10 protein-coding genes are annotated in these 13,011 nt (G+C 33.4%); all 10 read left to right on the top strand.

All coding sequences use genetic code 11. The features are described from left to right. Window positions 1-115: 115 nt before the first annotated feature. On the top strand, window positions 116-1,966 hold the full coding sequence (locus M2139_RS09935) for a beta-glucoside-specific PTS transporter subunit IIABC (RefSeq protein WP_280738690.1): 1,851 nt from the start codon (window positions 116-118) through the stop codon (window positions 1,964-1,966). Window positions 1,967-1,980: 14 nt separating this feature from the next. Next, a complete protein-coding gene (locus M2139_RS09930; RefSeq protein WP_280738689.1) occupies window positions 1,981-3,438 on the top strand; it encodes a glycoside hydrolase family 1 protein in 1,458 nt (485 codons plus the stop codon). A gap of 243 nt (window positions 3,439-3,681) precedes the next feature. Beyond that, entirely contained in the window at window positions 3,682-5,715 is a 2,034-nt protein-coding gene (locus M2139_RS09925; RefSeq protein ID WP_280738688.1) for a BglG family transcription antiterminator, read from the top strand. Window positions 5,716-5,721: 6 nt separating this feature from the next. Continuing rightward, window positions 5,722-6,342, top strand: a complete 621-nt coding sequence (locus tag M2139_RS09920) for a bifunctional 4-hydroxy-2-oxoglutarate aldolase/2-dehydro-3-deoxy-phosphogluconate aldolase (RefSeq protein ID WP_280738687.1) — start codon at window positions 5,722-5,724, stop codon at window positions 6,340-6,342. A 52-nt stretch (window positions 6,343-6,394) separates the two neighbouring features. After that, window positions 6,395-6,856, top strand: coding sequence for a PTS sugar transporter subunit IIA (locus tag M2139_RS09915; RefSeq protein ID WP_280738686.1), 462 nt, complete (start codon window positions 6,395-6,397; stop codon window positions 6,854-6,856). 13 nt (window positions 6,857-6,869) lie between these two features. Then, the gene (locus M2139_RS09910; RefSeq protein WP_280738685.1) at window positions 6,870-7,151 is read left to right on the top strand and encodes a PTS sugar transporter subunit IIB; all 282 of its coding nucleotides are present in this window, start codon (window positions 6,870-6,872) and stop codon (window positions 7,149-7,151) included. Window positions 7,152-7,162: 11 nt separating this feature from the next. Beyond that, window positions 7,163-8,512, top strand: a complete 1,350-nt coding sequence (locus M2139_RS09905; RefSeq protein ID WP_280738684.1) for a PTS transporter subunit IIC — start codon at window positions 7,163-7,165, stop codon at window positions 8,510-8,512. 26 nt (window positions 8,513-8,538) lie between these two features. Next, window positions 8,539-9,684: a galactonate dehydratase gene (dgoD, locus tag M2139_RS09900; RefSeq protein WP_280738683.1), complete on the top strand. Its 1,146-nt coding sequence runs from the start codon at window positions 8,539-8,541 to the stop codon at window positions 9,682-9,684. 350 nt (window positions 9,685-10,034) lie between these two features. Beyond that, on the top strand, window positions 10,035-10,877 hold the full coding sequence (locus M2139_RS09895) for a PRD domain-containing protein (RefSeq protein WP_280738682.1): 843 nt from the start codon (window positions 10,035-10,037) through the stop codon (window positions 10,875-10,877). Window positions 10,878-11,096: 219 nt separating this feature from the next. Beyond that, window positions 11,097-12,968, top strand: a complete 1,872-nt coding sequence (locus tag M2139_RS09890; RefSeq protein WP_280738681.1) for a beta-glucoside-specific PTS transporter subunit IIABC — start codon at window positions 11,097-11,099, stop codon at window positions 12,966-12,968. Window positions 12,969-13,011 lie beyond the last annotated feature (43 nt).

Genomic DNA, 13,011 nt, shown 5'->3' with positions numbered 1-13,011 from the left:
GATTCGTTACAGTTAGGCTGGCAAGACCTATATAGTTAGAGCAAACCTTGAAATATCAAAGGGAAACTCTAACTATATGGGTCTTTTATTATATTATATTGGAGGAACTAAAAAAATGAACAATAAAGAGTTAGCAGAAAAAATCATCGAATTAGTTGGTGGATTAGAAAATATTAATTCAGTAACGCACTGTATTACTAGGTTACGTTTTATGTTAAAAAATGATAAACTAGCCAAAACTAAAGAAATTGAAGCGTTAGATGTTTTAGGTGTTCAAATTCAAGGGGGCCAATATCAAGTAATTATCGGTAATAATGTTGGTAAAGTTTATCGGGAAGTTTTAAAACTATATCCGCAATTAGAAACCGGTACAGCTTCAGAAACAACAAGCGGCGAAAAAAAATCTGTTTTTTCTCAAATTTCTGGTACGTTATCAAGTATTTTAGTTGCTGCATTGCCACCGATTGTTGGCGGCGGGATGTTAAAAGGGATCACTTTCTTCTTTACTAATTATAATTTAATTGATACTGAAGGTGATTTAGTTAAGTTGCTAACGATTGCCGGCGATTGTATGTTTTACTTTTTCCCATTCCTATTAGCAGTTAGTGCGGCTAAAAAGTTTAAAACTAATGAATATATGGCGATTGCTTTAGCTGGCGTTTTGATGTATCCAACCATGGTTAGCGGTGCCGCAGAAGGGTTAGCGCCAATGAAATTATTTGGCTTTATTTCATTACCATATATTAACTATAGTTCATCTGTAATTCCGATTATTTTAACCGTTTGGCTGTTGAAATATGTATATGGTTTTTTACAAGATCGTATGCCAGATATGTTAACTACCATTTTTACACCGCTGTTAACATTAATTGTTATGTTGCCTATTGAACTTGCTGTGTTAGCCCCATTAGGTTATTACGGCGGTAATTATTTAGCAATGGGTATTGAATGGATGATTAATAGCGTTCCTTGGTTAGCAGGTTTCTTTATTGGTGCAACACGACCATTGTTAGTTATTGTAGGGATGCATCATGCTATTCGTCCAATTCAATATCAACAAATTGCTACTTTTGGTTATACAACAATTACACCTGGTAATTTTTTAAGCACAATGGCTCAAGCTACTGCTACTTTGGCTACTTGGGTATTATTGAAAGATAAGAAGCAAAAACAAATTGCTGCTTCTTCAACATTCTCAGCCTTTTTAGGGATCACTGAGCCTTCATTATATGGTGTTTTAACCAAATACAAAGCAGCGATGGTTGGTGCGTTGCTAGGTGGTGGTTTTGGTGGGATGATTGCAACGATGATGGGAGCCAAAGCTTACGCTTCAGCAATGCCAAGTATTTTAACGATTCCTGTTTTCATGGGTGGCGGTGCGATGAGTATTATTGTTGGCTTAGCTGTAACCGTTGTTGTAAGTTTTAGTGTTACTTATATTTTAGGAAAAACAATTTTCAAAAATGATGTTGTTCAAATCACCGAAGGAAAAGAAGCTAGTAAAATTCCAGCAGAAGAAATATTTAGTCCAGCTACAGGAACAGTAGTCCCTTTATCAGAAGTGGCCGATCAAACCTTTGCGAAAAAGCTGTTAGGTGAAGGCATCGCAATTGCAGCAACTAACGGTGAAATACTTGCCCCTGTTAACGGAAAAATTACAGCGTTATTTGAAACAAAACACGCAATTGGGATGACAGCTGAAAATGGTATGGAAATTTTAATTCATATTGGGATTGATACAGTTAAATTGAATGGTGAGTTCTTTGAAGCTTTTTGTAAAGTTGGTGAAGATGTTAAGAAAGGTGAACTTTTAGTCAAGTTTGATTTAGATGGGATTAAAAATGCTGGTTATGATACAACAGTAATGTTAGTTGTAACTAATTCAGTTGACTACTTATCTGTTTTACCAGAATTTGAGAGCGGCCAGATTTTTTCTGGTGAAAAATTATTAACATTAATTAAATAAAGGAGTAAAGATAAATGCAAAAATTACAAACAGGTTTTCCAGAAAATTTTTTATGGGGTGGGGCGATTGCTGCTTGCCAAGCAGAAGGTGCTTATGATGAAGCGGGTCGCGGCTTAACCGTTGCTGATTTAGCAACTAAATATGATAAAACTGTTTCGCGTTCAGAGCGAAAATTTATGGATTCAAAAAAAGTACAAGCCGCCATTGCTGACGAAAATTGGCGAAAATATCCTAAGCGTTATGGGATTGATTTTTATCATCGCTATCAAGAAGATATTAAACTATGTGCTGAGATGGGTTTTAAGGTTTTTCGTTTATCAATTGCGTGGAGTCGACTTTTTCCTAAAGGCTACGAAGAAGAAGTAAATCCTGATGGGCTAGCCTTTTATAATAAAGTATTAGATGAAATCATTAAATATAATATGGAACCCCTTGTGACGATTAGTCATTTTGATTTACCAGTGGCTTTAGTAACAGAATACGGTGGTTGGAAAAATCGCGAACTAATCAAATTTTATGAAAATTATGCCGTAACTCTTTTTGAAAATTACGGCGACCGGGTAAAATATTGGGTAGCTTTCAATGAAATTAATGGTGCCCGCTTCAATGTTTTCTATTCAACTGGCGTGACAGCCGATTCTTCCGATAATTATTTACAAGATTGCTATCAGGCAGCACATCATCAATTTTTAGCATCTGCCATAGTAACCAAGCGATTACATGAAATTTCTCCAGGAGCGATGATGGGATGTATGGTGGCTAAATTTACAACTTATCCAGCTAGTTGTCGACCTGAAGATTGTATTGAAGCACAAAAGAATGAACAAATGGATAACTATTATTTTACAGATACGTTAATTAATGGTAAATATCCGCCATATGCTGCTAGATTCTGGGCAGAAAACAATATTGAATTAACGGTATTACCTGAAGATGAAGAATTATTAGCAAAATATCCAGCTGATTATCTAGCATTTAGTTATTATATGTCATCTATCTCTAGTGCGAATAAAGATGGCTTAGAAATGACTGACGGAAATTTAAAAAAAGGATTGAAAAATCCATATTTAGCAGCATCAGATTGGGGTTGGCAAATTGATCCAATCGGCTTACGTTATACTTTAAATGATATGTATAATCGCTACCACATTCCTTTGTTTATTGTAGAAAATGGTATTGGGGCAGAAGATCAATTAGTAGATGGCAAAATCGAAGATACTTATCGCATAGATTATTTATCTCAACATATTGCGCAAATGAAAGAAGCAATTGCTGATGGGGTAGATTTGATTGGCTATACAACATGGTCTTCCCTTGATATTATCTCTTCTGGAACGTCTGAAATGGCAAAACGTTATGGTTTCATTTATGTTGATTTAGACGATAAAGGTGAAGGAACATTAAAAAGATATAAGAAAAAATCCTATGATTGGTATAAACAAGTGATTGCAAGCAACGGAGAAGTGTTGTAAGTCATACAACAGTATCATTTTAGGAATCAAGTAGCATAACGCTATTTGGTTCCTTTTTTAGTATATACTTTATGAAGAAAATAATACTTTAATTAATATATCTTATGTTTATATAATAACTAGCCATCTTAAAGTTCAGTTTTTGTAATACAATAGGGTATACTTTGTAACACAAAAGTCGGGATGAAAACGTATTCCAAAAATATATAACAGCTTTTATAATACTTATAAGGGGGGAACGAAATGAACGAACGCGGTATAAAGATTTTAAATCTGCTCATACGCCGGCCTGAGTATCGAATGACAGATCTTGAAGACGTGCTTCATTTGACGAAACGCCAAATTAATTATTCAATAGCTCAAATTAATGAAACTTTGGAAAAAAAACAATTGCCTAAAATTGAAAGGAACAAACTTGGAGATTTTTTTATTCCTGTAGAGGTGATTCAAGCTAGAGCGATGGGACGAGATATAAATTCTGAGCAACCTGATTTCCTTACTGATATTGAGCGGAGAGAATTGATTCTACTTTATTTAATGATTAATGAAGAAAATATATCTTTGTTTCATATCATTGATTTACTAAATGTTAGCAAAAATACTGCATTAATGGATATAAAAAATGCAAATAAATACGTCAAGCGTTACTTATTGAAGATATCCTATACAAGAAGATCAGGTTATTACTTAGAAGGGGAAGAACTGCAAATCAGAATGTTGTTAAACGATTTAGTTCAAAAAAAGCTTAAACTATCGCAATCGACTGATTTATTAATCCCTTATTTATCAATTGGTAAAGATGAAATTATTCATTTGATTCGTTCTGTAGAGAAGCGCTTAAAAATAAATTATGCAGATGAATCTTTTGATTTTATTGTAGAAGTGCTTTCTTATTTAATTAGTAGAATTCAAAACAATCGAGTACAAGAAACTAATTTCTTTAAAAATCATGTTCAGGATACATTGGAATTTAGAGTTATCAAAAGTCTATTACCAAACCAATGGTGTTTTAGTCAAGATGATATTGAATGGACTACTTTACTTTTTCTTTCTTCTAATACCTACCAAAATTATTTAGAAGAAAAGACTTCAGATAAAAAGCTACGTAGTTTTATTCACGAAATGATCAATCAATTTCAAATTCAAACTTTTATTGAAATTGAAGATCGCATTAAATTTGAAAAAAGATTATTTGATCACCTACGTCCTGCTTGTTTTCGAATTAGGTATGGTTTGAAATTAGGTAATATGGGCTTGCAAGATATTGTGTATGATAATAATCACGTTATTTTAGTTAATTTAATGAAAGAAATCATTTTACCATTGGAAGAATACTTGGGTAAATCATTTCCTATAAACGAGTTGGAATTACTTTCTTTCTATTTCGGACATCAACTAAGTCAAGGAAATTTACCACCAGCTCCTAAAAAAAGGGCAGTAATCGTTTGTACAAATGGATTGATTGTCTCAAAAATGATGATGGAATCTCTTAAAACACTTTTTCCAGAATTACATTTTTTAGCGGCAATTTCAGTTAGAGAATTCGAAGTTTTTTCATCAGATTATGATTTGGTATTTACGACAGTTCCGTTAGATACATTCTTACCTCAATATATTATTGACCCCCTTATGAATTATCAAGAACAAGTAAGCTTACGCTATAGAGTATTAAAAGAAACAGGTATTGCTGAGTTAGATCAATTAATTAATGATCTATTTCAATTGATTGCAAAAAATGCAACAATTCATGAGCCAGAACAGTTGAAAAATAATTTAGAAAGATTTTTTGTAACTAATAAAGAAGATGGACCAATTTCAGAATTACAAATTCTTCCTAAACTATCTAGTTATATCAAAAAAGAGTATATACAGTTTATTGAAGAGCCATTGGAATGGAAAGAGGCTTTAAGATTGGCTTGCCAACCTCTATTAGTAGAGGGAGCTATTACTGAAGCATATATTGATGAGCTAATAGCTCAAACCAATGACGAAAATAATTATAGCTTTTTAGGGACTGAAATGGCAATTCCCCATGCAGTTCCAGAAGCGGGGGTTTATAGTGAAGGAATTGGTTTATTAATTAGTAAATATCCAATTGAATATCCTTTTGGTAAAAGAATTCATATTGTTGCACCAATAGCTATTTTAGATTTAACTAAACATTTAAGAGCAATTAATCAATTAGCAGAATTGGCGAACAACCAACAAAGTGTGCAGGAATTATTAGAATTAAATAATAGTAAGGAAATTCATTTGAAAATTGAAGAATTGAGATGATCGTAATTGAAAAATAGAAATTTTCCGATTTTTACAGTCATAATGCGTCATTATACATTAGAGCAAGCATTGTTAGTGACTGAAGTATTAAGTGAGTTTGAAGGTAAATTTGCAGTAGAAGTAACTTTAAATACTGAAAATGCTTATAAAATCATTTCTCAGCTTCAAAATAGCTTCGGAAAAAAAGTGCAAGTGGGTGCTGGAACTGTTAGAAATCTTGAAGAAGCGCAAAAATCTGTTGAAGCAGGTGCAACTTTTTTACTAGGACCACATACATTTACCGAAGAAATTTTTGATTTTTGTAAAGCTAAAAATATTATAGCTGTTCCTTCTGCAATGACGCCTTCAGAAATCAATAAAATGATAAATTTAGGTGCGGATATTGTAAAAGTATTTCCTGCTAGCGTGGTTGGAGCAACATTTTTTAAAGATGTTCAAGCACCGTTAGGAAAATTGCCATTAATGGCAGTTGGTGGTGTATCTTATGAAAATGCATCTGATTTTCTAAAGCATGATGTAACTTATTTAGGGATGGGATCAGCAATGTTCTCTAAGGATACCTTAGCTCACCTGAATACAAATGAAATAAAAGCAATATGCGAAAAATATTTAAAACTCATTAACTAACAAAACAATTATTGTAAGATGACTCGAATAAACAAATGAAAGGGAATTTTATATGTCAGTAACTGTATTATTAGATGAAAATTTAATTTTAACTAATTTAGAGGTCAAAAATTCTAGTGAAGTTTTGAAAAAAATGGCTGAACAATTAGTAAAAAATGGATATGTTAAGCCTGAGTATGTTCAGGCTATTCAAGAAAGAGAACAGGAATATCCGACGGGGTTACCATCTTCTACTCCAGCAATTGCTATTCCCCATGCTAACTTTGAATTAGTTAATCAAACAACACTAGCAATTGCAACATTAAAACAACCTGTCGATTTTCGAAATATGGAAAATACTGCAGAATTAATTCCAGTTCAAATTGTAATAATGATGGCAATCGGGGAACCACATGGACAAATAGAAATGTTACAGAAGATTGTTACAATTATTCAAGATGAAGCATTTCGCAATGAGATGTTGAGAACTACCGATAAAAAAACTTTGTTACAACTTATAAAAACTAAAATTTGAGGAGAGAATAAATATGAAACGAATTTTAATTGCATGTGGTAATGGTATTGCGACTTCTACAGTTGTTGCTACAAAAGTTAGAAACTATTTAGCTGAACAAGGAATTCAAGTAGAAACTACACAAACAAAACTGATGGAAGTTTCTGGAAAAGTTTCTGGTTATGATTTGTTAGTTACTACTGGTCAGTTTGATGGGCAAACTGGTGATGTGCCGATTGTCAAGGGAATGTCAATTTTAACAGGAAATGGTGCAGAAGATACGATGAAAGAAATTTTAGATATTATTAAAGATTAGGGGAGACAATAATGAATATTGTAATGGATGTTTTTAACTTCTTTATCGGAGCCGGAGCTACAGTTATGCTTCCGGTAATTATTACCATTATAGGACTGATTTTTGGCTTAAAAATTACAAAAGCTTTCAAATCAGGTTTAACTTTAGGTATTGGATTCGCGGGAATTAAGTTAATTTTAGATTTTATGACAACAAATGTTGGTCCTGCTGCAAAATCGATGGTAGAAAGGACAGGTGTTCAATTAGATGCGTTAGATGTCGGTTGGGGTTCAATAGCTGCTGTAACATGGGCATCACCAATCATTGCATTGTTAATTTTTGCAATCTTAATTGTTAATATCATCTTGCTGATTTTGAAAAAAACACATACTTTAGATGTGGATATTTGGAATTATCACCATATGGCAATTGTTGGTGTGATGGTTTATTTTGTAACAAAAAATATTGCACTTGGAATTGGCTCTTCAATTGCAATGGCTATTATCACTTTTAAAATGTCTGATTGGTCACAGCCATTAGTTGAAGATTTTTTTGGTATCCCTGGGGTTTCTTTACCTACAGTTTCAGCACTATCATCGTTAGTGATTGCCTGGCCGATGAATTGGTTACTAGATCGAATTCCGTTTATTAGAAAATCAACTTTCACAATTAAAGATGCTCAAAAATATCTTGGATTCTTTGGGGACTCAATGATTATGGGCTTGGTTATCGGAATTGTAATTGGTGTTTTAGCTGGTTATGATATTACTGCTATTCTGCAATTAGGAGTTAGCATGTCAGCTGTATTAGTGCTCATTCCCAAAATGACTTCTTTATTCATGGAGGGATTAATGCCTATTTCAGATGCCGCTCAAGAATGGTCACAAAAGAAATTTAAAGGTCGAAAACTATTTATTGGCTTAGACGCTGCTGTCATTGTAGGAAATCAAGATGTAATTACTACAGCATTAATTATTATTCCATTAACAATTGCAATGGCGCTTATTTTACCAGGAAACCGTGTTTTACCATTTGCAGATTTAGCTGTTGTACCTTTTAGAGTTGCAATGGTCGTTGCATTAACACGTGGTAATTTGTTAAAAAATATTATGATTGGATTAGTTGTTACTGCTTCATTATTATGGTGTGGTTCGGCAACAGCACCTGTTTTAACTGAAATTGCTAAATCTGTCGGCATAGACTTAGGATCAGGCGCAATGTTAATTTCATCTTTTGCATCAACAGCGATGATTCAAAGTTACTTAGTATTTTTAGCATTTACTTATCAACCAATGATTGGTATTCCCTTATTACTCATTGGATTTTCTGGTGCTTGGTATTTCTTTGAAAAAGTAAAAAATGTTAATCATGCTATGGACTAAAAAAATTAACTATAAGGATGAAAAAAATGAAGATTGAAAAAATTAAAGTTTATAAAATAAAACCGCGTTGGATTTTTATTAAAATTTCGACAGATACTGGCATTGAGGGCTGGGGCGAAATGATTTCTGGAACTAAAACAGATACAGTTGTTACAGGTGCTTACGAAATGGGGAATAGAATTATTGGAAGAAATCCATTTGAAATTGAACGGATTTTTCAAGAATTACATCGGTCATTTTTCAGAGGCGGTCCAATTAATGGAACGATAGTATCTGGAATAGAAATGGCACTTTGGGATATTAAGGGAAAAGCTTTAGGCGTTCCTGTTTATGAATTATTAGGTGGTGCAGCTAGAGACCGCATTAAAGTTTATTCTTGGATTGGTGGTGACCGACCTGCAGATGTTGTTAAAGAAGCACAAGATAGATATGACAGAGGATTTACTGCAGTAAAAATGAATGCTACTGAAGAACTTCACTATATTGATTCTTATGACAAAGTACAAGATGTTGTTGATCGGGTTGCTTCAATTCGTGAACATTTTGGACATAAAATGCAAATAGGTGTTGATTTTCATGGTCGTGTTCATAAACCAATGGCTAAAGTTTTGGCAAAGGCTTTGGAACCTTACCAACCTATGTTCTTGGAAGAGGTTGTTCTTCCAGAAAATGAAGAGAGTTTCAAAGAAGTTGCCCAACATGCTTCAATACCTATTGCTACAGGTGAAAGATTATATACAAGATGGGAATTTAAAAAATTATTTCAACAAGGTGTTGTAGATATTATTCAGCCTGATGTAGCTTTATGTGGTGGAATTTTAGAAACTAGAAAAATTGCTGCTATGGCTGAAGCATATGATGTGGCAGTTGCACCGCATGCACCGTATGGACCGATTGCACTTGCTGCAACTTTACAAGTAGATGTCTGCACACCAAACGTCTTTATTCAAGAACAAAGTCTAGGTATTCACTACAATAAAGGATTCGATCTATTAGATTTTGTCCATAATAAAGAAATTTTTCAATATAAAGATGGTTATGTAGATATTCCAACTAAACCAGGTTTAGGATTGGAGATGAATGAAGAAATGATTGAAGAAATTGCTCAAGAAGGTCTAATTTGGACCAACCCTTCTTGGAAAAATTATGATGGAACTATTGCAGAATGGTAAATATTTAATTTGCGATGAAGAAAACTATCCTAACGAACAGAGAAAAGCTTAGTTGCTACATTTCTCTGTTCGTTTTCATTTATATTTACCAAACTCAAACAACTTAAAAAAATTACTTTTCAAAATTAAGTTAGCCAAATTTCAACCTAAAGTCTTGTTATTTTTTTTGAAAAATGTTATGCTGTAAGAGGATTAAATGGATTGTTACTGTTAGGCAGGCAAAACCAGAATCAGCCATAGCTGCGACTAGCAGAGCAAGGGTGGATTCTAGGTTTTTTTATTTTGTCCTGAGGTCTGACAAGAGGTTTCAATTAAGCAATTTTCGCTTTTCTAGTAAAGAGAGGTTCATTATGATTATTGAAAAAATTTTGAATAACAATGTTGTAATGACAACCAATCCTGCAGGTGAAGAAGTTGTCTGTATGGGCAGGGGACTAGCTTTTCAGAAAAAAATTGGTGAGGAAATTAATCCAGCATTTATTCAAAAAGAGTTTATTTTAAAAGATTCCTCATTTTCAAGCCAATTTCAAGAGTTATTTTCTGATTTACCCCCTGAAGAAGTTGAATTGGTTAAAAAAATTGTTGATTTAGCTGAAGAAAAATTAGAGACCGAATTATCTACTAACATTTATTTAACTTTAACCGACCATATTCACCATGCAATTTTGCGAGCAAAAGAAGGAATTGAGTTAACCAATCCTTTAAAATACGAAACTCGTAAATTTTATCCTAAAGAATATGAAGTCGCTTTACAAGGAATCGCATTGTTAAATGAAAGTTTTGAGATTCAGCTGACTGACAATGAAGCTGGGTTCATCGCTTTTCATATTGTTAATGCGACACAAGCGAATGGTAGTATGGATGTTACGATGAACGCTACTGAGATGGTTGGCGATATTTTAACGATTATTAGTCGCTATTTCGGAATTGTCTTTGATGAAAATTCTTTAGCTTATCAGCGAATGGTAACCCATATTCAGTTTTTTGCACAGCGTTATTTAAAAGATGAAGTTTATAACGAGAAAGATGAATTTCTTTATGAACTGATTCCAGGGAAATACCCGAAAGCTTTTCAAGCAGTACAAAGAATTAATCAATTTTTATTAGGTAAATATGATAAAAGTATTGATGAAGCAGAGCAAACTTATTTAACGATTCATATTCAACGAATCATCGCAAAAGATGAGCAATAATTAAAATCATAGCGGATTGTTACTGTTAGGCAGGCAAAACCCAGATTGAAAATAAGGATTGTCACTCGTAGACAAGCTTTTTTCAGTTTGGGTTTTTTAGTTTTATTTTTTGGCAAGAGAATAAAGTTTTTAAATAAATAGAAACTATTTAAAAACTTTTACTTATGCTGAAAATAGCTTATTGACAGCAAAAAATTTTTTAGAGAAAGAGGAAAACATATGAGTAAGAATCAAGAGATTGCCAAACGGGTCTTAGACCTTGTTGGTGGTGAAGGAAATGTAAATTCAGTTGTTCACTGTGCAACACGTTTACGTTTCAATTTAAAAGATGAAAACATCGCAGAAACAGAAAAATTAAAAGCTAATCCCGATGTTATTCAAGTTGTTCAAAGTGGTGGACAATATCAAGTAGTTATTGGTAGTCATGTTAATGATGTCTATAAAGAATTAACTGCTATCAGTAATTTAGGCGGTTCTAGCAGTAGCGAAGATACAAAACCAAAAGGTAATGTATTAAATCAATTAATTGATATTATTTCTTCTATTTTTACACCATTCTTAGGTGCTATGGCTGGTGCTGGGGTGTTAAAAGGTTTACTAACTTTAGCTTCTACTATGGGCTGGATGGCTCCTGAGTCAGGTGCTTATGTCATCTTTTGGGCTGTAGCAGATGGTTTATTCCATTACTTACCAATTCTTTTAGCATTTACAGCGGCTAAAAAATTCGATACCAATCCATACTATGCTGTTTGTATCGCAATGGCTTTAGTTTATCCAGGCATTAGTGCTTTAGCTGGTACAAATTTAAGCTTCTTTGGTATTCCAATTGTCTTTGGTCAAAGTGGTTATGCTTCATCAGTATTACCAATTCTTTTAGCAACTTTCGTTTTGAAATATGTTGAACGTTTTGCAAAAAAAGTTATTCCAAATGCAATTAAGATTATTTTTGAACCATTATTAATTTTTGTAATTATGATTCCTTTAACATTTATCGTAATTGGTCCTTTAGGCACAATTGTTGGTAATTTGTTAGGTGACGCTTATAACGCAATTTACAATTTAAGTCCAGTGATTGCTGGTGCGGTTATTGGTGGTTTCTGGCAAGTCTTTGTTATGTTCGGTATGCATTGGGGCCTTATTCCAATCATGATGTTGAACTTAGGTGAAAGTGGCGTTGGTTTTGATACAATGCAACCAATGTTATTACCAGCTGTTCTTGCACAAGGTGGCGCAGCTTTAGCTGTCTTCTTAAAATCTAAAAATGTTAACCTTAAAGGTGTGGCATTATCTACAGGTTTAACAACTATTTTTGGGATTACTGAACCAGCTGTATATGGTGTTACTTTACCATTGAAAAAACCATTTATTGCAGCTTGTATTGGTGGGGCTGTTGGTTCTGCTTTTGTAGCTTTCCAAGGTGTTAGAAACTATGTATTTGGTTTAGCTAGCGTATTTAGCTTGCCAGGCTTTATCGAACCAGGTTCATCAGATACTTCAGGTATGATGTATTCAGTGATTAGTATGGTTATTGCAGCTGTGATTGCTTTCATTTTAACTTTAGTTTTAGGTTTTGATGATCCTGTTGAAGCAGCAACTGTTACTGAAGAAACAACTGAAAATGATACTTCTACAGGTCAACGGATTACTTTAGCTAGCCCAGTTACTGGTAATGTTTTACCTCTTTCAGAAGTAAAAGATGAAGTTTTTGCTTCAGGTGCTATGGGTAAAGGTTTAGCGATTCAACCAACTGAAGGTGCGGTTTATGCGCCAGTAAGTGGTGAAATTACAACTATTTTCCCTACAGGTCATGCTATTGGGATTACTTCAACTGACGGTATTGAATTATTAATTCATATCGGTATGGATACTGTTGAATTAGAAGGTGAAGGTTTTGAAGCTTTAGTTAAAACTGGCGACAAAATTAACCAAGGTGATTTATTAGTTAAATTTGACCAAGCTTTAATTACTGAAAAAGGTTATTCAACTGTTACACCAATCGTGGTTACAAATACTGCTTCTTATTTAGATGTTCTTGATTTATCTCAAGATAGCGTGATTCACGGTGAAGATTTCTTAGTTGTTGTAAAATAAATATACAAAATAAGCCAGTTCTATTATAAAATCTGTGAATGCC

This window comes from Enterococcus sp. PF1-24, from assembly GCF_029893325.1.
Taxonomy (GTDB): Bacteria; Bacillota; Bacilli; order Lactobacillales; family Enterococcaceae; genus HY326.
Note: the sequence above shows the minus strand (reverse complement) of the source record. Positions and strands in the feature narration are given on the sequence as shown.